Origin of the sequence: Nocardioides thalensis (genome assembly GCF_013410655.1) — a bacterium.
GTDB lineage: Bacteria > Actinomycetota > Actinomycetes > Propionibacteriales > Nocardioidaceae > Nocardioides > Nocardioides thalensis.
In genome coordinates this window covers 72,198-96,792 of sequence record NZ_JACCFP010000001.1, presented here as the reverse complement: position 1 = coordinate 96,792, position 24,595 = coordinate 72,198, and the positions used below count along the sequence as shown (strand labels likewise).

Below are 24,595 nucleotides of genomic sequence, written 5' to 3'. Positions count from 1 at the left end.
GCGCGTGACGAGGACTCACCCGCGGTAGCTGCTGTCCGGATACATCGGCGGGCACTCCTCACCGGGGGTCGTCGCCAGCTCGAAGTGCCAGATCTCGTTGGCGAAGATCTGGCACAGCCCGTACGCCGCACCGTGCTCGATGAGCCACTCGTCCGCCTCCTTCGGGCCGATGTCGACCGCGTCGCCGGTGACGTGCGCCGACGTGTCCGGGGTGGAGACGTAACGCAGTGCCTCCTCCTCGCTGCCGTGCTCGGCGACCGCCTCGTCGAACAGGCGTTGCTGGTGCTCGCGGCTGCGCCAGCCGCTGGTGATGACGAGGTGCACGCCGTCCGCCCGCGCGTCCTCAGCAGCGGCTTGGACGGCGTCGAGGAGCTCGGGGTCGAGGTTCGCGATCGTCGGCTGACTCTCGTCGAACACGTCGCCCGGCAGGTGCGGGGCCGGCGTCGAGCCGCGTGCGGCGCGGGTCAAGCCGGTCGAGCCGTTGGATCCGGGATCGTCCGACGTCGACTCGCTGCAGCCGGCGGTCAGCGCGACCACGGCGGCGAGGACGAGAGGGAAGGCAGGGGTCTTCGACATGCCGCGAACCTAGGAAGACGGACGGGTGCCGCACGTCCCCCGGAGGTACCGGACCGAAGCCCGCCCGTACCGCTAGCCGGGGACGTCGCGGGCCTCGAGTGCCGCCAGGTCGAGCGCCCAGTACTGCCCGACCAGCTCGGGGCCGAAGCTCCGGTGCCGCTCCTCCTCGCCGAGCACGAACCCGAACGACTCGTAGATCCGGCGCGCCGAGACCAGGACGTCGTTGGTCCAGAGCGTCACGCGTTCATAGCCTGCAGCTCGCGCGAAGTCCAGGCAGGTCCGCACCAGACGGGTCCCCAGGCCGAGACCGCGGGCCGAGGGGTCGACGAGCAGGATCCTCAGCTTCGCGTCGCCCGGCCGGTCGCCCCGGACCAGGAAGACGCAGCCCGCCCGCTCGCCGTCGACCTCGGCGACCCAGGCAGCCTCGCGGTCGGGGTCGCGGTCGACGGCGTAGTCGGCGACGATCCGGGCGACGAGCGCCTCGAAGTCCGCGTTCCAGCCGAACTCCCTGTCGTAGAGCTCGCCGTGGGTCATCACCACCCAGCCGAGGTCGCCCGGCCGGTCGGCGTGCCGGATCGTCACCTGGCGCCCGCTCTCCCGGACTGTCGTCATGACCCGCCTCCCGCTCGCCTGGCTCGGAGTTAGTGAAACACTCGTTTCAGTGGCTACTGTACCCCCATGCCCGAGGAGAGGACAGCGCCCTCCGCGCGGCATGCCGAGCTCCTCGAGGCGGCGTACCGCTATGCCCTCGAGAACGGGCTCGCGGACCTGTCCCTGCGCCCGCTCGCGGCGGCGATCGGCTCGAGCCCGCGGGTCCTCATCTTCCTGTTCGGCAGCAAGGAGGGCCTGGTGCGCGCCCTCCTCACCCGCGCCCGCGAGGACGAGCGGGCGCTCCTCGACGGCGCCGCCGGCGGCGACCCGGTCGGCCTCGCCGACGCCGCCCGACAGGTCTGGTCGTGGCTCGTCGAGCCCGAGCGGCGGCCGCTGCTGCGGCTGTGGGTCGAGGGCTACGCCCGCTCGCTGGTGGACTCGGACGGCGCCTGGGCCGGTTTCGGCACGGACACCGTCGAGGACTGGCTCACGCTCCTCGCCCGCCACCAGCCGGAGGGCGAGCGGTCCACGCCGGAGGGCGCGGCCCGGCGTACGGCGGTCCTGGCGGTGCTGCGGGGCGCCCTGCTCGACCTGCTCGCCACCGGGCAGGAGGCGCGGGTGGGTGCTGCCGTCGAGCTCCAGCTGGACCTGCTGGACTCACGGGCGTGAGCCGACCGGCGCACCCTCCGCACCACGGCGCACCAGCACCCGGGTCACGCGGCGACCGACCACCTCGGTCACCTCGATCCGGGTGCCGTCGACGTCCACCGCGTCGCCGACGTCGGGGATCCGCCCGAGCCGGGCGATGACGTAGCCCGCGACCGTCTCGTAGTCCCCGTCGACGAGCGGGACGCCCGTGCGCTCGAGGAATTCCTCGATCGTGATGCCCGCCGGGAGATCGGCGTCGGGCCCAGACGCGTCGGGTCGCTCGACGTCGTACTCGTCGCGGATGTCGCCCACGATCTCCTCGACGAGGTCCTCGAGGGTCACGATCCCGTCGGTGCCGCCGTACTCGTCGACCACCACCGCCAGATGTGTCCCTGCCTGGCGCATCACCGCGACAGCGGGCAGCACACGGTTGGTCGCGGGCAGCATCAGCACCTGTCGCACGACCGCGTCCACGGTCCGGGTGTCGGTCGGCTCCACGTCGAGCAGGTCCCGCACGTGGAGGAAACCCACGACGTCGTCGAATCCTCCGTCGATCACCGGATAGCGCGAGTACGGCCGCTCCTTCACGAACCGGGCGGCGTCGGCGAGCGGCATGGTCCGGTCCAGGAACTCCACCTCGCCTCGTGGCCGCATCGCCTCCTTCAGCGTCGTCCTGGTCGCGCCGAACAGGCTCCCCGCGATGCGGCGCTCGTCGGCGGTCAGGCCCTCGTGCGTCGAGACGATCTCGCGCAGCTCCTCCTTCGTCACCTGCTCGCTGGTGGCCTCCGGGTCGCCCCCGAGCAGTCGCACCACCGCGTTCGTCGACACCGACAGCAGCCAGATCACCGGACGCATCAGGACGGCGAACCGGTCGAGCACCGGCGCCGTCACCAACGAGAGCTCGGCCGAGCGCTGGAGGGCGAGCCGCTTCGGGACAAGCTCGCCCAGGACCAGGGAGAGGTAGGCGATGAGCAGCGTCATCACGACGAGCGCCACGGTGTCGGCGGCGTCGTCACCCAGCCCGATGTCGACGAGGTACGGCGCGAAGTCCGGCGCGAGCGTCGAGCCGCCGTACGCCGCGGAGAAGAAGCCCGCGACGGTCACGCCGATCTGCACGGCTGCCAGGAAGCGGTTCGGATCGCGGGCGACCGCCGCCACCCGCGTGCCGCGACCACCGCGCTGCTCCATCTGGGCGAGCTGGCTCTCGCGCAGCGAGACGAGCGCGAGCTCGGTGGCAGCGAATACCCCGCCCACGAGCACGAAGGCCACCACGAGACCCAGGTTGAGGAAGGTCTGCGAGTCGATCACCGTTCACCCCCGCTCGCGGGCGGACGTGAACGGCTGGGACTTCGGGGGTCATCCATGGCAGGGATCCTACGGAAGCCGCGGTCGTCGTACCGCTCCGCTTCTGCCTCGCCGCGCGATCACGCGGTGCGGCTCGCGAAGCGGCGCCGGTAGCGCCCCGGCGTGATCCCGACCTCGGAGGTGAAGCTCGCGCGGAACGTCACCGGCGAGTAGTAGCCCGCCTCGTGGCTGATGCGATCGAGCGAGAGGTCGGTGGTCTCGAGCAGGGTCTTGGCGATCGCGATCCGCTCGGCCGCCACCCAGCGCATCGGCGTGGTCGCGAGGTCGCGCTGGAACCGGCGGGCGAGGGTCCGGGGCGAGGCCGCTGCCGCCTGCGCGAGCCGCTCGAGGGTGATGTCCTCGTGCAGGTGGGACCGCAGCCAGGCGCGGAGCTCGTCGAGCCAGTGGGCCTGCTCTGTCAGCGGGTCGGCCGCGACGTACTGCGCCTGGTCGCCGTCACGGTGCGCGGCGATGACCAGGTTGCGCGCGATCGTGTTCGCCGCCTGCTGCCCGTGGTCGGTGCGGATCAGATGGAGGCAGAGGTCGAGGCCCGCGGCCGAGCCGGCGCTGGTGAGCGGTCCGTCGTCGACGTAGATCGCGCGCGCGTCGAGCTCGACCGCCGGGTAGGTGCGCTGGAACAGGTCGGCCCAGCGCCAGTGCGTGGTGGCTCGGTGTCCGTCGAGGATCCCCGCCTCTGCCAAGGCGAAGGCGCCGGTGCAGAGCGAGACCATGCGTACGTCGGCTGCCGCGGCCCGGCGCAGCGCGCGGACGAGTGCCTCGTCGATGGGCTCGTCGGGGCGAATCGCCGGCACAAGGACGGTGTCGGCCTCGGCGAGTGCGGCGAGCGGTCGCTGCGGCATCAGCCGAGGTCCGCCGTGGACGCGCACGCCCCGCAGGTCGCCGTACAGGGCGACGTCGTACAGCGGGCTGGCGTCGCGGTCCCAGTCGTAGCCCAAGGCCTCGAGGGGCATGCCGATCTCGAAGAGCGTCATGCCGTCGACGACCGGGATGGCGATCGACCGTTGCTTAGGCATGGCAAGAATCTAACACTTGTTGTCGATCTTGCCACTACTTCGTGGCCGCCGACCGGCGGATCGTTGAGGACATGACCACGCACCAGCTGACCGACTCGTCCGCCGCCCGCACGACCGATAGCGCCGCACCGGTGCCCGCCGGGCGCAGCATCCTCCGTCGTCTCTGGCAGGCCGTCCTCGACGTGGCGCACGGCGTCGACGCCGGCGCCTTGGTCGCGCACGGCCGGCCGGTGCCTCCGGACCACCCGGCGCGCCGTCGGCTCGATCACGAGGAGGTCGCGAACCGGCTGGACGAGCTCTACCCGAGAGCCTGAGCGGAGTCGGCGTCAGCCGTCGGCCAGGGCGAGAATTCCGGAGTGGAGCCGCCTGTCGGAATCGAACCGACGACCTAGTCATTACGAGTGACTCGCTCTACCGACTGAGCTAAGGCGGCGTGCTGCCGACGCGAGGTCGACAACCCGCGGAAGCATACCGGCGGGGTTGACGGGAGACGAAACCGGCGCCTTGGTTTCGAGGCTCGGCCGCGGGCGGCCTCGCACCTCAACCAGCGGCGGAGGTCAGCACTCCAGGCCGTCCTGCGGGACGGTGCCGTCGATCAGGTAGGCGTGGACGGCGTCGTCGATGCAGGCATTGCCCTGGTTGTAGCCGGTGTGGCCGTCGCCGTCGCGGGACAGGAGCACTCCGGACTCGAGCGCCTTCGCCATGGCGACGGCCTCGTGGTACGGCGTCGCGGGGTCGCGGGTCGTACCGATCACCACGATCGGCGCCGCGCCGGGGGCATCGATCTCGATGTCGGGCTCGGTGCGCTCGACCGGGATCCCGTCACAGGCGATGAGGAACCACGCGAAGATCCGGCCGAACGTCGGCGAGGCCTTCTGGAACTCGTCGTAGTGCGACGGCACCTCCTCGGGCGGCACCGCCTCGGGGTTGTCGAGGCAGTTGATCACCGAGATCGACTCGAGGCTGTTGGCGGTGTACTCGCCGTTCTCGCGCGACCCGTAGGCGTCGGAGAGGCGCAGCAGCGTGCTGCCGTCGCCGTCGAGCGCCATCTGGAGCGCCTCGTCGAGGATCGTCCAGTACTCCTGGTTGTACAGCGGTGTGATCACGCCATAGACCGCGTTGCCGATCTCGAGGTCGCGCTCCTGGTCGGTCGGCAGCGGCTCCTGCTCGATCGAGTCGAGGAGGTCGGTGATCGTGGTGAGGCCCTCGTCGACGGAGTCGCCGAGGAAGCAGTCGCCCTTGTCGACGCAGTCCTGGACGTAGGACCTCAACGCCACCTCGAAGCCCTCGGCCTGGCTGAGCGTGCTCTCGTACGAGGACAGGCCGGGGTCGGTCGCGCCGTCGAGGACGAAGCGCCCCACCTTCTCGGGAAAGAGGTCGGCGTACGTCGAGCCGAGCCGGGTGCCGTAGGACCAGCCGAAGTAGGCAAGCTGCTGCTCCCCGAGCACGGCGCGCAGCACGTCCATGTCGCGCGCGGCCTCGATCGTGCTCACGTGGCCGAGGATCTCGCCGGTGTTGTCGGCGCAGCCCTGCCAGTAGTCGAGCTGGATCTTGGCGTAGCGCCGCTCCTCGCTCTTGTTGTCGGGGCCCGGGTCCTCCGCGACGTAGTCGTCGAGCTCGCTGTCGCTCAGGCAGTCGATGGGAGCCGAGTCGCCGGTGCCCCGCGGGTCGAAGCCGACGACGTCGTAGCGCTCGAGCACGTCGGGCGCGAAGTAGAACTCCGAGCTCTCGGGGACCGAGGTGCCGGGTGCGCCCGGGCCGCCGGGGTTGACCACGAGCGAGCCGATCCGGTCGCCCGTCGCGAGCGTGCGCTCCAGCGCGAGCTCGATGGTGGCGCCCTCGGGCTCCTGGTAGGAGACGGGCACCTCGAGCGTGCCGCACTCGTTGGCGCCGCACGACTCCCAGGCGATCTCCTGCGAGTAGAAGTCCTCCAGCCCGGCCGGCGCCTTCTCGGGAGCACCGCTGTCCGAAGGCGACGACGGCGCGCCCGACGTCTCCGCCCGCGTCGGCTCCTCGTCGTCGTCCCCCGCCTGCACGATGGCGGTGATGGCCACGCCCGCGCCCGCGACGAGCACCAGCGACCAGATGACGACGACCGCGACGACCAGCTTCTTCATGATGACCTCATCGGGACTCGGGCTCGGATGGCACCCGGAGACTCACCATCAAGGATTCCAGGGCGAGCGGGATCGGGACGTTGAACTCCAGCATCTGCTCCCGTGCAGCGAAGATCCAGCCGATGCGCCGCAGGTTGAGCTCCGGCGTCGAGGTGCGCACGAGCTCCTCGATGTCGTCGCGGATGTCCTCGTTGACCAGGGCTGTGCCGACGCCGGTGCCGAGCGCGATGGCGTCGCGATAGACCGACACCAGGTCGGTGAGCCCGCGATCGACGACGTCGAGGTGGCGCCGCTTCGCGCGGGTCTTCTGGTCCTTCTCGAGGTCGCGCAGGGCGGGCCCGTACTCCCGCGGCCGGCGGCCGCGCTCGACTACGCCGTAGGCCGCGTCGAGGTCGGTCTTCTCGCGCGCGTCGAGCTCGGCGGTGATCGCCTCGGCCTCCGCCTTCGCGAGGTCGTGCAGCCGGGTCGCGGCGGACATGCACCGGCCCAGCGACGTGAGCCGGGCGGGCATCGTGACGATGTCGGTACGCCGGCCGCGGACTTCCGGGTCGCGGGCGAGCGCGCGGGCGCGGCCGATGTGGCCCTGGCTGGCACGGGCCGCCGTCGTCGCGAGCGGCTCCTCGACGCCGGTGCGTCGCAGGAACTCCGCGACGTCCTCGGTGGTCGGTGTGGACAAGGTGACCAGCCGGCAGCGGGAGCGGATGGTCGGCAGCACGTCCTCGACCGTCGGGGCGCACAGCATCCAGACGGTGCGGCCGTTGGGCTCCTCGATCGCCTTGAGCAGCGCGTTGCACGCCTGCTCGGTGAGCCGGTCGGCGTCCTCGACGACGAGGATCTGCCAGCGCTTGCCCATCGGCGTGAGGGCAGCCCGCCGGACGAGCTCGCGGACCTCCTTGACGCCGATCGAGAGCTTCTCGGTGCGCACGACCGCGACGTCGGCGTGGCTGCTGGCGAGCACCGTGCGGCACTCGTGGCACTCACCGCAGCCGCCGGACTCGCACTGGAGCGCGGCCGCGAACGCGACGGCCGCGTTGGAGCGTCCGGACCCGGGCGGGCCGGTGAACAGCCAGGCGTGCGTCATGCCCTGCCCGGCCACCGCCTGCCGCAGGGTGGCGATCACCGGTCGCTGACCGACCAGCTGGTCCCACACGGTCATGACGTCACCTGGCCGAGCAGGCCGACGACGCGGGCGCGGATCAGCTCGTGGATCTCGTCGATCGGGAGCCGCGCATCGATCACGAGGTAGTGCCCGGGGTCGCGCCCGGCCAGGTCGAGGAAGCCCTGCCGCACGCGCTGGTGGAACTCCAACGACTCCCCCTCGATCCGGTCGCGCTCCTCGAACCGACCCAGGCCGGCAGCGGGCTCGACGTCGAGCAGGACGGTCAGGTGCGGGCGCAGGTCGCGGGTCGCCCACCGCTGCACCGCCTCCACACCGGAGAGGTCCTCGACCCGGCCCGCGCCCTGGTAGGCGAGGGCGGAGTCGACGTAGCGATCGGTGATGACGACCTCGCCGCGCTCGAGCGCCGGGAGCACGACGGTGTCGACGTGCTCGGCCTTGTCGGCGGCGTAGAGCAGCACCTCGGTGCGATTGCTCAGCTCGCCCGTCTGGGGCGACAGCACGATCCGTCGGACCTCCTTGCCGACGGCGGTGTCGCCGGGCTCGAAGGTCAGCAGCACCCGGTGGCCCTCGGACTCCAGCCAGTCCTTGAGCAGCCGCGACTGGGTGGACTTGCCGCCGCCCTCGCCGCCCTCGAAGCAGACGAAGAGCCCGGTGTCGGTGAAGCGGCCGGGCGAGGTCATGGGCACAACCTACGAGATGGGGCCGACCGGTCTCGATACGCCCGAGCGCCAGGGCGCTCGGGCTACTCGACCAACCTGTGCGGCTAGGACTTCTTGGTGGTCTTCTTCGCAGCCGTCTTCTTCGCCGCCGTCTTCTTGGCGGTCTTCTTCGCCGTCTTCTTCGCGGCCTTCTTGGCGGCCTTCTTCGCCGGGCCCTTGGCCCGGCGCTCGGCGAGCAGCTCGGCGGCGCGCTCGATGGTGATCGACTCGACGGTGTCGTCCTTGCGGAGGGTCGCGTTGTACTCGCCGTCGGTGACGTACTCGCCGAACCGTCCGGCCTTCACGACGACGGGCTGGCCCGAGACCGGGTCGTTGCCGAGCTCCTTGAGCGGGGCGGCGGCCGCCGCGCGACCGCGCTGCTTGGGCTGGGCGTAGATCCGCAGGGCCTCGTCGAGCGTGATCGAGAGGAGCTGGTCCTCCGACGTCAGCGAGCGCGAGTCGGTGCCCTTCTTCAAGTAGGGCCCGTAGCGGCCGTTCTGCGCGGTGATCTCCTCGCCGGACTCGGGATCGGTGCCGACCACCCGCGGCAGCGACAGCAGCTTCACCGCGTCGTCGAGGGTGATCGTGTCGAGCGACATCGACTTGAAGAGCGAGCCGGTGCGCGGCTTGGCCGACTTGGGCGCGTCCTCGGGCAGCACCTCGGTGACGTAGGGCCCGAACCGGCCGTTCTTCGCCACGACCTGGAGCCCGGTCTCCGGGTGGACGCCGAGGTCGATCTCCTCGCCGGCCGGGTTGGCGAGCAGCTCCTTCGCCTTGGCGACGGTCAGCTCGTCGGGCGGGAGGTCGTCGGGCACGTTGGCGCGCTTGGCGAACGCGGTGCCGTCGTCGCCCGGTCCCTCGAGGTAGGGCCCGTACTTGCCGACCCGCAGGTGGATGCCGTCCTCGGCGTCGCCGACCGGGAAGGTCGCGAGCTCCTTGGCGTCGATGTCGCCGAGGCCCTCGACGAGCGGCTTGACGCCGCGCAGCTTCTCGGAGCCGAAGTAGAACTCCTGGAGCTCGGTGACCTTGTCCTTCTCGCCCTTGGCGATGTCGTCGAGCACGTCCTCCATGCTGGCAGTGAACTCGTAGTCGACGAGCCGGGTGAAGTGCTCCTGCAGCAGGCGCACGACGGAGAACGCGATCCACGCCGGCACCAGCGCGGTGCCCTTCTTGTACACGTAGCCGCGGTTGAGGATCGTCCCGATGATCGAGGCGTACGTCGACGGCCGGCCGATGAGCCGGTCCTCGAGCTCCTTGATCAGCGTCGCCTCGGTGTAACGCGCGGGCGGCTTGGTCTCGTGACCGTTGGCGGAGATCGACGCCGCGGAGACCGCGTCGCCCTCGGCGAGCGCGGGCAGGCGGGTCTCCTGGTCGTCCTTCGCGGCACCATGGTCGGTGCCCTCGACGTACGCCTTGAGGAACCCGTGGAACGTGATCACGCGGCCGGACGCGGAGAACACGACGTCCTCGCCCGACGCCGCGCGGCCGCCGAGCCGCACGGAGACCGTGTTGCCGACCGCGTCCTTCATCTGCGACGCAACGGTGCGCATCCAGATCAGCTCGTAGAGCCGGAACTGGTCGCCGGTCAGCCCGGTCTGCGCCGGCGTGCGGAAGCTGTCACCGGCGGGCCGGATCGCCTCGTGCGCCTCCTGCGCGTTCTTGACCTTCGAGGCGTAGACGCGCGGGCTGTCCGGCAGGTACTCGGCGCCGTACAGCTCGCGGACCTGGTTGCGGGCGGCGTCGATCGCGGAGCTCGACAGCGAGGTCGAGTCGGTGCGCATGTAGGTGATGAAGCCGTTCTCGTAGAGACGCTGCGCGACCGACATGGTGACGCTGGAGCTCATGCCGAGCTTGCGGCTGGCCTCCTGCTGCAGCGTGGTCGTGCGGAACGGCGCGTAGGGCGAGCGCTTGTAGGGCTTCGACTCGACCGAGCGGACGTCGTACGTCGTCTCCGCGAGCGCCGTCGCGAGCGCCTCGGCGGTGGCGCGGTCGAGGTGGACGACGTCGGCGCCGGGCTTGAGCTGGCCGTCCTGCCCGAAGTTGCTGCCGCCGGCGACGCGCTTGCCGTCGACGGAGTAGAGCTTGGCGGGGAACATCCGCTGGTCGTGCTTGCTGCCGGCGTCGAACGTGCCCTCGAGGTCCCAGTAGGACGCGACGCGGAACGCCATCCGCTCCTTCTCGCGGTCGACGACGAGCCGGGTCGCCACCGACTGCACGCGCCCGGCGGACAGGCCGGACATGACCTTGCGCCACAGCACCGGGCTGACCTCGTAGCCGTAGAGCCGGTCGAGCAGGCGACGGGTCTCCTGTGCCTCGACGAGGTCCATGTCGAGCTCGCGGGTGTTGGCCGCGGCCTCCTGGATCGCCGTCCGGGTGATCTCGTTGAACGTCATCCGCTTGACGGGGATGTTCTTCGGCTTGAGCTCGTCGAGCAGGTGCCAGGCGATCGCCTCGCCCTCGCGGTCCTCATCGGTGGCGAGGTAGAGCTCGTCGGCCTCCTTGAGGAGCTTCTTGAGCTTGGCGATGTGGCTCTTCTTGTCCCGCGGGACGATGTAGTAGGGCTCGAAGTCGTTGTCGACGTCGATCGCGAGCCGTCCCCACGGCTTGTCCTTGATCGACGCCGGCGTGTCCGCAGCGTTGTTGGGAAGGTCGCGGATGTGACCGATCGAGGACTCGACGACGTAGTCGTCGCCGAGGTACCCGCCGATCGTGCGGGCCTTGGCCGGTGACTCGACGATCACCAACTTGTGTGGCACTGCGACTCTCTTTCCTCCTGCTTCAGCGCAGCCCGGACTGCCGCTGAGGGACGTTACGGCTGGTCACGGTAGCGCGTGATGTCCAGACCTCCCCCATGGAAGGCGTACGGCGGACCCGCCGTGTGGCCCGTGTTACCGGACGTCGATCTGGTCGAAGACCTGTGCCTGCCGGTTGATCTCGGCCTGGTCGCCGATGGGCACGACGCTGATGTAGAGGCCGTAGCTCTCCGGGTCGCCGGTGTCGACGACGACCACCTGGGCGACGTCGCCCTCCGCCTGCACGTCGGGGTTGTCGACCCGGACCTCGGTGAGGATGGAGTAGGCGTCGTGGCCGTCGACGGTCACCGGGCCGACGTCGAGGTCGGTGGTCCCGGAGTAGCCCTGGTACATGTCCGAGGAGGTCATGCACTGGAGCACCACCTCCGCCGCCTGCTGCGGGGACTCGAACCCGTTGGCCCTCGGCAGTGCGCCCACGCCGTAGTTGGCGATCCAGCTCTCGCCGGCGCTCTCGATGACCTTGTAGGAGACCTGGTAGCTGTCGGCCCAGGTGAACGCGAGTGCCACCGACGCGTCGGGGCTGTAGCCCTGGTCGGTGAGCGAGGGGATGGTGAGCCCACCACCGGTGAGGGTGCTGGCCGACGCCTGCAGGCGCCCGGGGTCGGGCGCGCCGCCGCTGCACTGCTCACGCGTCGGCCCGACGTCGATGCCGCCACTGGTCTCGTCGTCCGTCGGCTCGGCGGTCTCGGTGGACTCGGTCGGCGACGGAGTGTCGTCGGTGGCACCGGTCTCCGACTCGGTCGGCTCGACCGACTCCGAGGTGTCGTCGGAGGCGGTCTCGTCGCCGTCGTCGGCGAGCGAGCGCACCAGGAAGAACGCGCCCGTGCCCAGCGCCGCAAGCAGCACGACGCCTGCGACGACGAGGGCGACGACCTTGCCGGCGCCGCCCTTCGCCCCGGGCGGCGGTGGCGGAGGGGTGGGAGGCACCGGCGCGCCGTACCCCTGGCCGGGGCCTGCCTGGCCGTAGGTCACGTCCTGGGTCCACGCCTGGCCGTTCCAGTAGCGGTAGGCGTTCGGTTGGCCAGCAGGGTCGGGGTACCAGCCTGGGCTCGTCACCCGGCCATTGTGCACAGCGCGCCGACGCTCAGGCGACCAGGAAGCCCTCGTGGACGAGCTCCTCGACCTCCGGGAGGTAGGTCTCCCGCAGCGCGACCGCGTCGCGCTCGAGGAGCTGGGCGACCGCGTCGAGGATCTGGCCGACGGTGAGCTCGCCGTCGCACGCCCCGACCACGGCGGCCATGACCGTGTCGACCTGACGGGCCCTCCGGAAGCCGCGCTGCTGGCGCAGCAGGATCGTCGCGGGGTCCTCCGCCCCGACGGGGCCGACGGTCTCCTGCCGCACGTCCTCGCGGGTGGTCAGCCGGCTGTCCGCGGCGACGGTCGAGTGGACGGCCGTCGCCCACTCCCCGATCGCCGGCGCGATGGGCTGCTCCACGTCGTACGGCCACTCCAGCAGGGTGTGGACGGCGCCGCCCGCGCCGGTGCGGCGCAGGTTGATCCAGCCGAAGCCCACGCCGGCGACGCCCTGCTGCTCCAGCCACGAGAGCCAGGTGTCGTAGCGCTGTGGGTAGTCGGGGCCGCCGTGGTGGCCGGAGTCCTTGAGCCAGAGCTCGACGTAGGCCGAGGGGTCGAGGGTCTCGCGCTGCACCACGAACGCGTCGCAGTCGTCGGGCAACCACGCGGCGAGGCGCTCGTCCCAGGGCCGGTCCTCGGCCACCACCCAGTTGGCGAGGACCTGGCACCAGCCGCCCTCGGCGAGGTGGTCCGGCGCCGTCCGGACGATGTCCTCGACCACGCGGTCGCCCGGGAGGCCCGAGTCGCGGTAGACCAACCGCTCGCCGGTCGCCGGCGAGATCACGAACGGCGGGTTGGTGGCGATGAGGTCGAACCGCTCACCAGCCACCGGCGCGAAGAACGAGCCGTCGCGGACCTCGACACGGTCCGCCACGCCGTTGAGCGCGGCGTTGAAGCGGGCGACGTCGAGGGCGCGCCGGTTGACGTCGGTCGCGACGACCCGGTCGCTGTGCTCGGCGAGGTGCAGCGCCTGCACGCCGCAGCCGGTGCCGAGGTCGAGCGCGCTCCCGACCTCGTCACGCAGCGTGAGCTGGGCCAGCGACGTCGACGCGGCGCTGATGCCGAGAACGTGGTCGGCGCTCACCCGGTGGGGCGCGCCGTCGAGGCCGGGCGTGAGGTCGCTGACCACCCAGAGGTCCACGTCGTCCGCGGTGTAGGGCCGGCAGTCGAGCCGCGCCGCGACCTCGCCGACGCTCCGCACGAGCATCCCGCCGGCGGCGAGCCGGTCGACGAGTCCGGGCAGGGCGCGCTCGGCGGCCTCGGCGCTCACCGCGTGCTGGAGGAGGAAGAGCCGGGTGAGCGTCGCGAGCGGCGAGCCCGCGTCCGCCGTACGGCGCAGCGCCGGCGTCGTCTCGTTGCGCGAGAGCGCCGTGTGCGCGACCTCGCCGAGGAGCTCGCTGACGGCGGCGTAGGTGAAGTCGGCGGCGAGCAGCGCGTCGCGCAGCGGGGCGGCGAGGTCGGGAGTCACGGAGCCACGCTAACGACAACGCCCCGGCACCACGCGGGCGCCGGGGCGTCGTACGCCGTGGTCGTCAGGCGGTGCTGTCGACCGTCTCCGGTGCGTCGTGGAGCGACGACGAACGCTGCTTGGAGATGATCACCGCGGCCGCGATGCCCGCCGCCGCGACCAGCGCGATGAGGATCCGGACCACGTCGTTCTCGTCCTCGCCGATCGAGAGGCTGACGATCGCGCCGACGATGAGCAGCGAGACCAGGTTCATCACCTTGAGCAGCGGGTTGATGGCCGGTCCGGCGGTGTCCTTGAACGGGTCGCCGACCGTGTCGCCGGTGACCGTCGCGGCGTGCGCCTCGGAGCCCTTGCCGCCGTGGTGTCCGTCCTCGACGAGCTTCTTCGCGTTGTCCCACGCACCACCCGCGTTGGCGAGGAAGACCGCCATCAGGGTGCCGGTGGCGATGGCGCCGACGAGGAAGCCCGCGAGCGGGCCCACGCCGAGGCCGAAGCCGACGGCGATCGGGCTCAGTATCGCGAGGATGCCGGGCGTGGCCAGCTCCCGCAGCGAGTCGCGGGTCACGATGTCGACGACCCGGCCGTACTCCGGGCGACCGGTGCCCTCCATGATCCCGGGGATCTCGCGGAACTGGCGGCGCACCTCGAACACGACCGCGCCGGCCGCACGACCGACCGCGTTGATCGCGAGGCCCGAGAACAGGAACACCACGCCGGCGCCGAGCAGGGCGCCGACGATGAGCTTGGCGTCGTAGACGATGAACTCGCCGAGCAGGTCGAGCGACCCCGCCTCGCCGGCCTCCTCGAACGCGCTCTGTGTGTACGACGCGAACAGCGCGCTCGCGGCGAGCACGGCGGTCGCGATCGCGATGCCCTTGGTGATGGCCTTGGTGGTGTTGCCGACGGCGTCGAGCTCGGTGAGGATCTGCGCGCCCTCCTCGCTGACGTCGCCCGACATCTCCGCGATGCCCTGCGCGTTGTCGGAGACGGGTCCGAACGTGTCCATCGCGACGATCACGCCGACCGTGGTCAGCAGGCCGCAGCCCGCGAGCGCCACGGCGAAGAGCGCGAGCTCGACCGCGCCGCCGGCCAGCAGCGCCGCGCCGAAGACCGCGCCGCCGATGACGATGGCCGTGTAGACCGCCGACTCCAGGCCGACCGAGAGGCCGGACAGGATGACGGTCGCGTGGCCGGTCAGCGACGTCCGGGCGACGTCCTGGACCGGCTTGTGGTCGGTGCCGGTGAAGTAGCCGGTGAGCGCCAGGATGCCGGCGGCGAGGATGATGCCGATGAGGACCGCACCGGCCGCGAAGACGGCCGGGGAGAGGTCCGGCGCGTTGTCGCCCATGTAGCCGAAGTCGGCCCAGTCCTCGGTCAGGTAGACGAAGGCGAGCACGATGCAGGCGACCGCGCTGATGGCGGCGGAGATGTAGAAGGCGCGGTTGATCGTGGTCAGCCCGTTCTCGCCGGCGCGCGGCTTGCACAGGTAGGTGCCGATGACTGCGGTGATCGCGCCGATGGCGGGGATCAGGAGCGGCAGCACGAGACCCTTGTCGCCGAACGCCTGGGAGCCGAGGATCAGGGCCGCGACCAGGGTCACGGCGTACGACTCGAACAGGTCGGCCGCCATGCCGGCGCAGTCGCCGACGTTGTCGCCCACGTTGTCGGCGATCGTCGCCGCGTTGCGCGGGTCGTCCTCCGGGATGTTCTGCTCCACCTTGCCGACCAGGTCGGCGCCGACGTCGGCGGCCTTGGTGAAGATGCCGCCGCCGACGCGCATGAACATCGCAAGCAGGGCCGCGCCGAAGCCGAAGCCCTCGAGCACGTGCGGCGCCTCGTCCTGGAAGGCCAGCACCACGACGCTCGCGCCGAGCAGGCCGAGACCCACGGTCGCCATGCCGACGAACGCGCCGGTGCGGAAGCCGATGTTCATCGCGGGATCGCGCCCCACCTCGTTGGCCGCGGCGGCCACGCGGAGGTTGGCGCGAACGGCCAGCGACATGCCGAGGTAGCCGATGGCGGCGGAGAAGCCGGCGCCCACGAGGAAGAAGACCGAGCGGAAGATCCGCACCATCGTCTCGTCGGCGGGCAAGGCCATCAGGGCGAAGAAGGCGACGGCGGCGAAGATGCCGAGGGTGCGGAACTGCCGGGCGAGGTAGGCGTTGGCGCCTTCCTGCACGGCCTTCGCGATCACCTGCATCTTCTCGGTGCCCTCGCCGGCCGCGAGGACCTGCTGCCGGAACATCGCCGCCATGGCGAGTGCTCCGACGGCGATGGCCGCCACGATCACGACGAGGACGAGGTTGCCGCCATCGACCTCCACGGCAGCGGGAATGATCCCGGGCATTCGTCCTCCTGGGGAGATTGCAGAAGAGGGTCTGACGACCCAGAGCGTGGAACGCGCCGGAGTCTACGCAGGGTGTGTCGTGGAACACACGGAGGATGTGACGTGAGTCACCCTTCGGATTTCCGGCGCACGACGAAGAAGCCCGGACCCCGTCGGGATCCGGGCTCTCGGGCCGTGCGGGTCGAGGCGTCAGGCCAGGGCGTCGGCGGAGGGGTGGATCGTGAAGACCTTCGCCAGCCCGGTGATCTTGAAGATCTTGAGCAGGCGGTCCTGGTTGCAGACCAGCTCGAGGGAGCCGTCGTGGGCGCGCACCTTCTTCAGGCCGCCCACCAGGACGCCCAGGCCGGTGGAGTCGAGGAACTCGACGCCCTCCATGTCGATGACCAGGTGGTAGGCGCCCGAGGCGACCAGGTCGGTGATCGTGTCGCGTAGCTTCGGCGCCGTGTAGACGTCGATCTCACCGCCGACAGCAACGACGGTACGCCCGCCGGCCTCACGAGTCGTCAGCGTCAGATCCACAGTTCTCCCACCCCACAAGGTCGTCCGTCGGTCGCTCGGTCGTCCACCGTCTTCTCCCCCATGCTCGGCGAACCCGAAACGACCGGCGTGTGCTATCAAACCACGCCGCTCCGTCGTATGCATCACGGTCACTACGACGCTCTGCTGTCGGGATCGGTTGCCACAATCGTCCTGTGAGTCTGTCTGGGTCGATCAAGGCGCCGGTGAGCAGCCACCGCGTCGACCCGGTGGCGCTCGTCTCGCGCCTCACCGCGGGGGTCGGGCGCGCCGACCGGTTGACCCACCTGGAGGTGCTCCCGGAGCGCGCCGCCGACCACGCCGACTGGCCCGGATGGGCCGACCCGGAGGTGCTGGGGGCGTACGCCGAGCGGGGCGTCGACCGGCCCTGGCGGCACCAGGTCACGGCGGCCGAGGCGGCGTACGCCGGGCAGCACGTGGTGGTCGCGACCGGCACCGCGTCCGGCAAGTCGCTCGCCTACCTGTTGCCGGCGCTCACGTCCATCCGCGCCGCCCGCGGGCCGCGGGGCCAGCGCGGCGCGAGCGTCCTCTACGTCGCGCCGACCAAGGCGCTCGCGCAGGACCAGCGCTCCGCGATCGCCGACCTCGGGCTCGACGTACGCGTCGCCACCCACGACGGCGACAGCCCGCAGGAGCAGCGCGAGTGGACGCGCGACCACGGCGAGTACGTGTTGACCAACCCCGACATGCTGCACCGATCCCTGCTGCCGGGCCACGAGCGGTGGTCGCGCTTCTTCGGCACCCTGCGCTACGTCGTCGTCGACGAGTGCCACCACTACCGCGGCGTGTTCGGCGCCCACGTCGCCCAGGTGCTCCGCCGGCTGCGGCGGGTCTGCGCAGCCCACGGCTCCGACCCGACGTTCGTGCTCGCCTCGGCGACGGTGGCGGAGCCCGGCCTCGCGGCCGCGCGGCTCACCGGTCACGACGTCCTCGAGGTCGCCGACGACGCATCGCCGAGGGGCGAGGTCGCGGTCGCGCTGTGGGAGCCGCCGCTCACGCCGTACACGGGCGAGCATGGAGCGCCCGTACGCCGGCCCGCCCCTGCGGAGACCGCCGACCTGCTCGCCGACCTGGTCGTCCAGGACGTGCGGACGCTCGCCTTCGTGCGCTCCCGCCGCGGCGTCGAGCAGGTGGCCCGGCGGGCGGGCGAGCTGCTCGAGGAGGTCGACCCCGCGCTCGCGGCCCGGGTCGACTCCTACCGCGGCGGCTACCTCCCCGAGGAGCGCCGAGCGCTCGAGGACGACCTGCGCAGCGGGCGGCTGCTCGGCATGGCGGCCACCAACGCGCTCGAGCTCGGCATCGACATCAGCGGCCTCGACGCGGTCGTGGTCACCGGGTTCCCCGGCACCCGGGCGGCGTTCTGGCAGCAGGTCGGACGCGCGGGCCGCACGGGCGGCGGCGCCCTCGGGATGCTGGTGGCGCGCGACGACCCGCTCGACACCTACCTCGTCCACCACCCCGACGCGTTGCTCGGGCGGCCGGTCGAGGGCACCGTGTTCGACCCGGGCAACCCCTACGTCCTCGGCCCGCACCTGTGCGCCGCCGCGCAGGAGCTGCCGCTCACGGTCGCCGACCTGCCCCTGTTCGGTCCCACGACCCGCGACCTGCTGGCCGACCTGGTGGAGGCCGGTCTCCTGCGCCGCCGGGCCCAGGGCTGGTTCTGGACCGACCGAGGCCGCGCCGCCGACCTCGCCGACATCCGCTCGGCCGGGGGCGCCCAGGTGCAGCTGGTCGACGGCAGCACCGGCCGCGTCGTGGGCACGGTCGACGGCGCCCGGGCGCACTCCACCGCCCACGCGGGTGCGGTCTACGTGCACCGCGGAGAGACCTGGATCGTCGACGAGCTCGACCTCGACGAGCACGTCGCCGTGATGCGCCGCGCCGACGTCGACTACACGACGACCGCCCGCGAGGTCACCGACATCACGATCGTGGCCGAGCGGGAGCACCGGCGCTGGGGGCCGTGTCGGCTCGCGGTCGGCACCGTCGACGTGTCGAGCCAGGTCACGTCCTACCTCCGGCGCCGTACGTCGACCGGCGAGGTGCTCGACGAGACCCGGCTCGACCTCCCCGAGCGCACCCTGCGCACCACCGCCGTGTGGTGGACCGTCCCGGACGAGCTGCTCGACGACGCCGGCCTGCTGCGGGCCGACCTGCCGGGCGCCGCCCACGCCGCCGAGCACTGCTCGATCGGGCTGCTCCCGCTGTTCGCCACCTGCGATCGGTGGGACATCGGCGGGGTGTCGACCGCGCGCCACCCCGACACCGGGGTGCTCACCGTGTTCGTCCACGACGGCCACCCGGGCGGCGCCGGGTTCTCCGAGCGCGGCTACCGCGCGGCCGAGGAGTGGCTGACCGCGACCCGCGACGCGATCGTCGCCTGCGAGTGCGCCGCCGGCTGCCCGTCATGCATCCAGTCGCCCAAGTGCGGCAACGGCAACGACCCGCTCGACAAGGACGGCGCCGTCCGCCTGCTCGACGTGCTCCTCGCGGGGGCTCCGGAGCGGTAGGTTGCCCGGCATGGTGCTCTTCGGGCTGGTCCTCGTGCTCCTCGGCGTCTGCATCCTCCTGGCCGGCCTGTTCGGGTCGGGCTACGACAGCGAGGGCGGCTCGCTCACCAACGAGCTGATCAACGTCAACATGCCGGCCGAGGTGCTGTTCCTCTTCGGCGTTGCCTCCGGCGTCCTGATCCTCCTCGGCCTGTGGCTGATGAAGCTCGGCGCGCAGCGGGGCTGGAAGAACCGCAAGAAGGACCGGAAGCTCAGCGAGCTGCAGGAGGAGCTCGACCGCGTCGAGGCCGAGCGCCGCGGCGACGACGACCAGGCCTGAGTCCGCTCATCCGGCCGGTCCCGCCCGCGCCCGACCGGTGAGGTCGCCGGTCGCGCCCAGCCATCGCGGACCGGCCACCACCACCTCGACGACCACGTCGTAGCCGTCGACGGCGCACGAGGTCACGGACCCGCCGTTGGCCTCGGCCACGGCCGCCGCGTCGCCGCAGGGGTCGCCGCCGACCACCGCCGACGCGCCGGCCAGCGCTGCGAGGTCGGCCGCGGCCTGGGCCTGCCGGTGGGCGGCGACCATCGCGCCCACCACCGACAGCGCGGCCCCGAGCAGGAGCAGCAGGCCCAGGCAGCTGACCGCGAGCAGGCTCGCGGCTCCTCGGTCGTCGCGCGAGGGTCTCACTCTGGAGCACCCGCTTCCTCCGCGAGCGCCACGGCCTCGGACGCGACGGTCGCGCCCGGCAGGAACGAGAACAACCCGCCCGGGCCGGGCACCTGCCCGCTCGCCCTCGCCACGACCCGGTCGCCCTCGGTGCTCACGACGACACCCACGCCCTCGGGCGCGACGCGCTCGCCGATCGCGACCGCGGCCGCCGAGTCGTCGCCCCGGGCCACCGCCCGCGCCGCCTCGCGGGCGGCGTCGACGGTGCGCACCTGGGCCGCCCCCACCGACAGCAGCCAGGCCAGGGCGACCGTCACCGCCAGCAGGGTCGGCAGGGCGAGCGCCGTCTCGGCCGTGACGGCACCCCGCTCGCCCCGCCGGATCACCCGGGCCGTCCGCGTCATCCGATGCCAAGCAGGCCCATGACGTGGTCGAACAGGGTCTTGAGCATCCGGTCGCCGAAGCCGCCGGTCAGCAGCTTGTAGAGCAGCCCGGCCAGGCCGGCGCCGGCCGCGGTGCCCACGGCGTACTCGGCCGTGGTGATGCCGCGCTCGTCGCGGCGGCGGGTGATCGACCTCGTGATCGACATGGTGTCTCCTTCGCGTCGTCGGGCCGCCCGGTGCGGCCACGCGACCACGAGGCTGGACCTCCACCCCGACCCCACGGCCTCCCGCGCCGCCCGCCTGTGGAGGGCCGGCGATCCGGCCCTCCCCTGTGGATGCCTCGTGGCCCGGGGAGGACGCACACGCGCCGCAGTGGGTCACGGCTTCAAGCAGCAACGACGACGGGCGGCCGGTGCTCGCCGTGCCGGTCGGTGGTGGGCGCCGTTGGGTGCGGCCCGCCCCGGACTACCTCGGTGTTACGTCCACTTGATGGGCGCTGTGGCCAGTCACAGCACCCATCAAGCGTTCGTAACACTGAGTTACCTCACTGGTGCGCCGCCCGACCGCTGGGCCGGCGAGACGGGGCGCCGTCCCGGCGATTTCGCACCGAGCCGCCCGACCGCTGGGCCGGCGAGACGGGGCGCCCTCCCGGCGATTTCGCACCGAGCCGCCCGACCGCTGGGCCGGCGAGACGGGGCGCCGTCCCGGCGATTTCGCGACGACGCGCCGGCGCCCCGGCCCCAGCGGCGGCCGACGACAGAGCGCCGCAGCGCGGCGGAGCGAGCAAGCCGGGAGGGCGCCCCGGCTCGCCGGCCCAGCGGCCGGACAGGTTGACCCCCACCGACCAAGACAGGTCACAACGTGATCTGCGAAGCCAACCCCGCCACCAGAGGCACGATCCCCAGCAGCAGGAACGCCGGGAGCAGGCACACCCCCAAGGGCACGGCCGCCCGCACCCCGACCGCCCGCGCCCGGTCCTCGACCTCCGCCCGCGCCTGCCTCGCCAGGTCCTCCCCGAGCCGGTCGACCGCGTCGACGACCGGCGCCCCCGTGCGGTGCGTGCGGGCCATCGTGCGCCCGAGCGGCCCGAGCGCCGGATCGTCGGCCAGCTCGCCCCAGACGGCGGCCGGGTCGGCGCCCAGCTCCAACCGGGCGGCCACCGGGCGCAGCCGGTCGGCCGCCGCCCCCGGCAGGGCGCGGCACGCGAGGTCGACCGCGACGGCCGGCGCAGCCCCGGACCGGAGCGCGGCCCCGAGGAGAGCGACCACGTGCGGCAGGTCGCGCCGTACCTCCTCGCGGCGCAGCCGCACGCCGCGCGGCTCGACCCGCCCGGCGACGACCCACACGGCGGCCCCGACCAGCGCGCCGGCGACCGGCGCCGCCGGACCACCCAGCAGGACGGCCGCGCCGGCTCCGGCGAGCAACGCCCAGAGGGGCCGCCACCGGCGGAGCAGGCCGTCGACCTGCGTCGGAGGCCGGGTGGAGCCCGGCCGGGCCCGCGACGGCATCCGTCCGGGCCGTGACACCAACAGGGCCGCCGCAGCACCGGCGGCCACCGCCGCGAGCAGGGTCATCGTCCCCGCTCCACGTCGCGCGCCAGCGCCTCGATCCAGGTCAGCCCGGCGAGCACGAAGCCGAGCCCGCCGCCGAGACAGGCGAGACCGAGCGGGTGGCCGACGAGGAACGCCCACGGGTCGGCACCCGCGCCGCTGCCCATCAGCAGCGCCACCACCGGCAGCCCGGCGACCAGCCGAGCCGTCGCCCGGGCCGACGCCAGCTCACCGGTGACGACGCGCCGGGTCTGCTCGGCGCCGCGCAGCTCCTCGGCCACCCGAGCGACCGCGTCACCCAGTCCGTGACCCGTGCGGTGGGCCACTTGCCAGGCAGCCGCGACCACGCGGAGGTCGCCGGCTCCCGGCACCGACGTCAGGTCGCGCAGCGCGGCGGGCACGTCCCCGCTCGTCGCCGCCGTCCGGACGACCGGGGCGAGCAGGGGCCAGTCCGCGGCCGCCCGGGCCAGCGCCGGTCCCGGTCCCTGCCCTGCGGCCAGCTCCGCGTGCAGCGTCGCGCACAGCTCGACCACCCGCGACCGCACCACGGCCGCCCGCCGGTCCTCACGGTGGCGGGCAACCAGGCGTGCGCCGGTCAGCCCGGCCGCGCCGACGATGACGACCAGCACCGCGACCCGCGGTTCGTCGGCCACGACGACACCGGCCGCAACCGCCGCGACAGCCAGCGCGTACGGCGCCGCCGGCCGCCGCCGCTGCCGCTCCTTGCCCAGCCCGCCTCGGGGCACGAGCAGCAGCGACGCCGCCGTTGCCATCAGCGCAGCAGCCACCGCCGCGCTAGTCACGGCCGACCGCTCCCGGCCTCATCGTCCGCTCCGGTCCAGCACGTCCAGCAACCGCCGGGCACCCGGCCCCGACGACAACCGCCCGTCGCCGTCGACGGTGACCGCGGTCGCCGTACGGACCAGGCCCGCGGGATCGCGCTCGAGCACCGCGACCTCGGCGAGCCGGCGCCGGCCGCCGCGGTCGCGCGCCATGTGGAGCACCACGTCGACGGCGGCGGCGAGCTGGCTGTGCGCGGCGTCGCGGCCGAGGCCCGCGGCGAGCGCGAGCGCCTCGATCCGGGCGGGCAGGTCGGCGGCAGAGTTGGCGTGCACGGTGCCGCACCCGCCCTCGTGCCCGGTGTTCATCGCGGCGAGCAGCTCGACCACCGCGCCGTCGCGGACCTCGCCCACCACGAGCCGGTCGGGGCGCATCCGCAGCGCCTGCCGCACCAGGTCGCGCAGGGAGACGGCCCCCGCGCCCTCGAGGTTCGCCGGACGGCCCTCCAGGCCGACGACGTGCGGGTGCGCCGGCCGCAGCTCGGTGGCGTCCTCGACGACGACGATCCGCTCGGCGGGGTCGACCGCACCGAGCAGCGCCGAGAGCAGCGTCGTCTTCCCGCTGCCGGTCCCGCCGGTGACCAGGAACGCCACCCGCCCGGCCACCACCTGGCGGACCAGGTCGTAGGTCTCCTCCCCCAGCGTGGCGTCGTCACGCAGCTCCTCGAGCGTGAAGCCGCCCTGCCGCGGCACCCGCAGCGAGATCGCCGTCCCGGGCCGGGCGAGGGGCGCGAGCACGGCGTGGCAGCGGGTGCCGTCCGGGAGACGTACGTCGGCCCACGGCGCGGCGTCGTCGAGCCGGCGGCCGCCCGACGCGACGAGCCGCTGCGCGAGCCGGCGCACCTGCTCCTCGCTGTCGAACCGCACGCTGGTCGCCCGCAGGCCGCGGCCTTCGTCGACCAGCACCGGGCCCGATCCGTTGACCAGCACGTCGGTGACGCCGGGCCGGCGCAGCAACGGGTCGAGCGGGCCGGCGCCGACGACGTCGCGGCGCAGGGCCTCGTAGACGGCGAGCACGCTGGCGTCGCCCACGGGCCGGCCGGCGGCGCGCAGCGCCTCGGCGACGCGGTGGGGCGTCAGCTCGCCCGGTGTCCGCACCAGCCGACCGCGGACCTCCTCGACCAGGCCGGCCACCTCGTCGAGGTCGCCCTGGCTCACGCGGCCTCCCCCTCGGCCGACCGAGGCCCGAGGAGCGCCTCGGCGGCCCGGGCCAGCGGCCCGCGGCGGGCGCGGAGCGGACCGAGGCCGAGGTCGATCGCCTCCTCCAGCCCGCGCTGGTCGCGCATCTGCACGGCGACCGGGGCGCGCACGGCGGCGCCGACGTCGGCGGCGGTGAGGGCCTCGCCGCGGATCACCACCTCCAGGCCCGGGTGGTCGGCGAAGCGGCTGCGCATCCGGGTCGCGGCGGCGACTCCGGCGACGCCCGCGACCGTCACGAGGAGCAGCCGGTCGCAGCGCGTGGCCACCTCGTCGATGAGCGCGTCGGCGCTCCGCGGCAGGTCGACGACCACGGTCCGGTGACCGCGCCGCGCGGCCGACAGGGCCTCGCGCACGGCGAATGCCTGCAGCCGCGGGGTGCTGCCGTCGACGTACCACGACAGGACGCCGAGCCGACCCTTCCGCGGGAGCGCCTCCCGCAGCGCACGCGCCGAGATCCGCCCGGTCGTCTGGCAGAGCGCGTCCCACCGGAAGCCGTCGGTGCGCTCGAGGCCGAGCATCCGGTCCAGGCCGGGCCCCTGCGGGTCGCAGTCGATCACGACCGTGTCGCCGTGCCGGGCTGCGTACTGACCGAGCGCGCACGCCAGGGTGGTCGCGCCGGCGCCGCCGGACCCGCCGATGACGCCGATCACCTCGCCCCGGCTCGGCTGGTGCTCGGTCAGGTCGGCGAGCTGCTCGACGAGCCAGGCCGACGAGCCCGGGAGCTCGACGACCTGCTCGACGCCGAGGGCGACCGCCACGCGGAACAGCTCGTCGGGAGCGCGCTGCTGGGTCACCAGGTAGGCGTGCGGCCGCCGCTCGAACGCGATCTTCAGCAGCTCGGGCGCCAGGTCCGGCCCGACGAGCGCGACCGGGGCGCGGACCCAGCCGGCGAGCGCCTCGACCGGGTCGCGGGCCACGACCGGCGAGATGTCGGCAGCCGCCGTCAGCGGCAGCAGGGTGGCGATCAGGTCCTCGTCGGCGGTCGCGACGAGCAACGGCTGGTCCGGGCGTCGGGCGGGGCGTGCAGTCATGCCGGCCTTCTCGCCGTACGGCGCCGCCGGCACGCGTGTCGGGTCGACGCCTGTGGACACGGT

General features: G+C 73.0%; 23 protein-coding genes and 1 tRNA gene. 4 read left to right on the top strand and 20 right to left on the bottom strand.

Annotated elements, in window-relative coordinates:
- Nucleotides 1–15: 15 nt before the first annotated feature.
- Together HNR19_RS00440 and HNR19_RS00435 are read right to left on the bottom strand one after the other, a co-directional pair.
- Complete coding sequence (locus tag HNR19_RS00440; protein WP_179666044.1) at nt 16–576, bottom strand: M15 family metallopeptidase; 561 nt, start codon at nt 574–576, stop codon at nt 16–18.
- Nucleotides 577–648: 72 nt separating this feature from the next.
- Nucleotides 649–1,188, bottom strand: a complete 540-nt coding sequence (locus tag HNR19_RS00435; RefSeq protein ID WP_179666043.1) for a GNAT family N-acetyltransferase — start codon at nt 1,186–1,188, stop codon at nt 649–651.
- A 66-nt stretch (nt 1,189–1,254) separates the two neighbouring features.
- Here HNR19_RS00435 and HNR19_RS00430 point away from each other — a divergent pair, with 66 nt between their 5' ends.
- Nucleotides 1,255–1,836 (top strand): TetR/AcrR family transcriptional regulator, encoded by a 582-nt coding sequence (locus tag HNR19_RS00430; protein WP_179666042.1) that lies wholly within the window; start codon nt 1,255–1,257, stop codon nt 1,834–1,836.
- On the opposite strand, the gene HNR19_RS00425 is transcribed toward HNR19_RS00430, so the two are convergent.
- Both HNR19_RS00425 and HNR19_RS00420 read right to left on the bottom strand, forming a co-directional pair.
- A complete protein-coding gene (locus HNR19_RS00425) occupies nt 1,825–3,123 on the bottom strand; it encodes a hemolysin family protein (RefSeq protein ID WP_343046978.1) in 1,299 nt (432 codons plus the stop codon). The genes HNR19_RS00430 and HNR19_RS00425 overlap by 12 nt on opposite strands.
- Before the next feature lie 116 nt (nt 3,124–3,239).
- Nucleotides 3,240–4,193, bottom strand: coding sequence for a GlxA family transcriptional regulator (locus tag HNR19_RS00420; protein ID WP_179666041.1), 954 nt, complete (start codon nt 4,191–4,193; stop codon nt 3,240–3,242).
- 71 nt (nt 4,194–4,264) lie between these two features.
- Here HNR19_RS00420 and HNR19_RS00415 point away from each other — a divergent pair, with 71 nt between their 5' ends.
- Entirely contained in the window at nt 4,265–4,507 is a 243-nt protein-coding gene (locus HNR19_RS00415) for a hypothetical protein (RefSeq protein WP_179666040.1), read from the top strand.
- A gap of 43 nt (nt 4,508–4,550) precedes the next feature.
- Here HNR19_RS00415 and HNR19_RS00410 read toward each other — a convergent pair.
- From HNR19_RS00410 to HNR19_RS00370, 9 genes are all read right to left on the bottom strand, one after another.
- Nucleotides 4,551–4,626 (bottom strand) — tRNA-Thr (locus tag HNR19_RS00410).
- Nucleotides 4,627–4,750: 124 nt separating this feature from the next.
- Nucleotides 4,751–6,310 carry an alpha/beta hydrolase gene (locus HNR19_RS00405; RefSeq protein ID WP_179666039.1) on the bottom strand — a complete coding sequence of 520 codons (1,560 nt, stop codon included), beginning with the start codon at nt 6,308–6,310 and terminating at the stop codon, nt 4,751–4,753.
- A 7-nt stretch (nt 6,311–6,317) separates the two neighbouring features.
- Nucleotides 6,318–7,466 (bottom strand): DNA polymerase III subunit delta', encoded by a 1,149-nt coding sequence (locus tag HNR19_RS00400; RefSeq protein ID WP_179666038.1) that lies wholly within the window; start codon nt 7,464–7,466, stop codon nt 6,318–6,320.
- A complete protein-coding gene (gene tmk, locus HNR19_RS00395; protein WP_179666037.1) occupies nt 7,463–8,110 on the bottom strand; it encodes a dTMP kinase in 648 nt (215 codons plus the stop codon). Before tmk ends, HNR19_RS00400 begins: the two co-directional genes overlap by 4 nt.
- Before the next feature lie 83 nt (nt 8,111–8,193).
- Nucleotides 8,194–10,884 (bottom strand): type I DNA topoisomerase, encoded by a 2,691-nt coding sequence (gene topA, locus HNR19_RS00390; protein WP_179666036.1) that lies wholly within the window; start codon nt 10,882–10,884, stop codon nt 8,194–8,196.
- Between the two features lie 132 nt (nt 10,885–11,016).
- Nucleotides 11,017–11,997: a DUF2510 domain-containing protein gene (locus HNR19_RS00385; RefSeq protein WP_179666035.1), complete on the bottom strand. Its 981-nt coding sequence runs from the start codon at nt 11,995–11,997 to the stop codon at nt 11,017–11,019.
- Between the two features lie 28 nt (nt 11,998–12,025).
- The gene (locus HNR19_RS00380; RefSeq protein WP_179666034.1) at nt 12,026–13,483 is read right to left on the bottom strand and encodes a DUF7059 domain-containing protein; all 1,458 of its coding nucleotides are present in this window, start codon (nt 13,481–13,483) and stop codon (nt 12,026–12,028) included.
- 64 nt (nt 13,484–13,547) lie between these two features.
- Nucleotides 13,548–15,830 carry a sodium-translocating pyrophosphatase gene (locus tag HNR19_RS00375; RefSeq protein ID WP_179666033.1) on the bottom strand — a complete coding sequence of 761 codons (2,283 nt, stop codon included), beginning with the start codon at nt 15,828–15,830 and terminating at the stop codon, nt 13,548–13,550.
- Nucleotides 15,831–16,019: 189 nt separating this feature from the next.
- Nucleotides 16,020–16,349 carry an anti-sigma factor antagonist gene (locus HNR19_RS00370; protein ID WP_179666032.1) on the bottom strand — a complete coding sequence of 110 codons (330 nt, stop codon included), beginning with the start codon at nt 16,347–16,349 and terminating at the stop codon, nt 16,020–16,022.
- A 173-nt stretch (nt 16,350–16,522) separates the two neighbouring features.
- Here HNR19_RS00370 and HNR19_RS00365 point away from each other — a divergent pair, with 173 nt between their 5' ends.
- Both HNR19_RS00365 and HNR19_RS00360 read left to right on the top strand, forming a co-directional pair.
- Complete coding sequence (locus HNR19_RS00365) at nt 16,523–18,877, top strand: DEAD/DEAH box helicase (protein ID WP_343046977.1); 2,355 nt, start codon at nt 16,523–16,525, stop codon at nt 18,875–18,877.
- Nucleotides 18,878–18,887: 10 nt separating this feature from the next.
- Nucleotides 18,888–19,196, top strand: a complete 309-nt coding sequence (locus tag HNR19_RS00360) for a hypothetical protein (protein ID WP_179666031.1) — start codon at nt 18,888–18,890, stop codon at nt 19,194–19,196.
- Between the two features lie 6 nt (nt 19,197–19,202).
- Here HNR19_RS00360 and HNR19_RS00355 read toward each other — a convergent pair whose 3' ends face one another.
- The 7 genes from HNR19_RS00355 to ssd all read right to left on the bottom strand — a co-directional run bounded on the left by HNR19_RS00355 (nt 19,203) and on the right by ssd (nt 24,532).
- On the bottom strand, nt 19,203–19,550 hold the full coding sequence (locus tag HNR19_RS00355) for an Rv3654c family TadE-like protein (RefSeq protein WP_179666030.1): 348 nt from the start codon (nt 19,548–19,550) through the stop codon (nt 19,203–19,205).
- Entirely contained in the window at nt 19,547–19,933 is a 387-nt protein-coding gene (locus tag HNR19_RS00350) for a TadE family type IV pilus minor pilin (RefSeq protein ID WP_179666029.1), read from the bottom strand. The genes HNR19_RS00355 and HNR19_RS00350 overlap by 4 nt, the downstream gene beginning before the upstream one ends.
- Complete coding sequence (locus HNR19_RS00345) at nt 19,930–20,118, bottom strand: DUF4244 domain-containing protein (protein ID WP_179666028.1); 189 nt, start codon at nt 20,116–20,118, stop codon at nt 19,930–19,932. The genes HNR19_RS00350 and HNR19_RS00345 overlap by 4 nt, the downstream gene beginning before the upstream one ends.
- A 648-nt stretch (nt 20,119–20,766) precedes the next feature.
- Nucleotides 20,767–21,486, bottom strand: a complete 720-nt coding sequence (locus HNR19_RS00340) for a type II secretion system F family protein (protein WP_179666027.1) — start codon at nt 21,484–21,486, stop codon at nt 20,767–20,769.
- Entirely contained in the window at nt 21,483–22,265 is a 783-nt protein-coding gene (locus HNR19_RS00335; protein ID WP_179666026.1) for a type II secretion system F family protein, read from the bottom strand. The genes HNR19_RS00340 and HNR19_RS00335 overlap by 4 nt, the downstream gene beginning before the upstream one ends.
- Nucleotides 22,266–22,283: 18 nt before the next feature.
- Nucleotides 22,284–23,459 carry a TadA family conjugal transfer-associated ATPase gene (locus tag HNR19_RS00330; RefSeq protein WP_179666025.1) on the bottom strand — a complete coding sequence of 392 codons (1,176 nt, stop codon included), beginning with the start codon at nt 23,457–23,459 and terminating at the stop codon, nt 22,284–22,286.
- A complete protein-coding gene (gene ssd / locus HNR19_RS00325; protein WP_179666024.1) occupies nt 23,456–24,532 on the bottom strand; it encodes a septum site-determining protein Ssd in 1,077 nt (358 codons plus the stop codon). Before ssd ends, HNR19_RS00330 begins: the two co-directional genes overlap by 4 nt.
- Nucleotides 24,533–24,595: the final 63 nt, after the last annotated feature.

Excerpts from the sequence above, each read along its gene's own strand:
- HNR19_RS00440 (WP_179666044.1), bottom strand. The coding sequence starts at position 576 with ATGTCGAAGACCCCTGCCTTCCCTCTCGTCCTCGCCGCCGTGGTCGCG.
- HNR19_RS00435 (WP_179666043.1), bottom strand. The coding sequence starts at position 1,188 with ATGACGACAGTCCGGGAGAGCGGGCGCCAGGTGACGATCCGGCACGCC.
- HNR19_RS00430 (WP_179666042.1), top strand. The coding sequence starts at position 1,255 with ATGCCCGAGGAGAGGACAGCGCCCTCCGCGCGGCATGCCGAGCTCCTC.
- HNR19_RS00420 (WP_179666041.1), bottom strand. The coding sequence starts at position 4,193 with ATGCCTAAGCAACGGTCGATCGCCATCCCGGTCGTCGACGGCATGACG.
- HNR19_RS00415 (WP_179666040.1), top strand. The coding sequence starts at position 4,265 with ATGACCACGCACCAGCTGACCGACTCGTCCGCCGCCCGCACGACCGAT.
- HNR19_RS00405 (WP_179666039.1), bottom strand. The coding sequence starts at position 6,310 with ATGAAGAAGCTGGTCGTCGCGGTCGTCGTCATCTGGTCGCTGGTGCTC.
- HNR19_RS00400 (WP_179666038.1), bottom strand. The coding sequence starts at position 7,466 with ATGACCGTGTGGGACCAGCTGGTCGGTCAGCGACCGGTGATCGCCACC.
- tmk (WP_179666037.1), bottom strand. The coding sequence starts at position 8,110 with ATGACCTCGCCCGGCCGCTTCACCGACACCGGGCTCTTCGTCTGCTTC.
- HNR19_RS00375 (WP_179666033.1), bottom strand. The coding sequence starts at position 15,830 with ATGCCCGGGATCATTCCCGCTGCCGTGGAGGTCGATGGCGGCAACCTC.
- HNR19_RS00360 (WP_179666031.1), top strand. The coding sequence starts at position 18,888 with ATGGTGCTCTTCGGGCTGGTCCTCGTGCTCCTCGGCGTCTGCATCCTC.
- HNR19_RS00350 (WP_179666029.1), bottom strand. The coding sequence starts at position 19,933 with ATGACGCGGACGGCCCGGGTGATCCGGCGGGGCGAGCGGGGTGCCGTC.
- HNR19_RS00345 (WP_179666028.1), bottom strand. The coding sequence starts at position 20,118 with ATGTCGATCACGAGGTCGATCACCCGCCGCCGCGACGAGCGCGGCATC.
- HNR19_RS00340 (WP_179666027.1), bottom strand. The coding sequence starts at position 21,486 with ATGACCCTGCTCGCGGCGGTGGCCGCCGGTGCTGCGGCGGCCCTGTTG.
- ssd (WP_179666024.1), bottom strand. The coding sequence starts at position 24,532 with ATGACTGCACGCCCCGCCCGACGCCCGGACCAGCCGTTGCTCGTCGCG.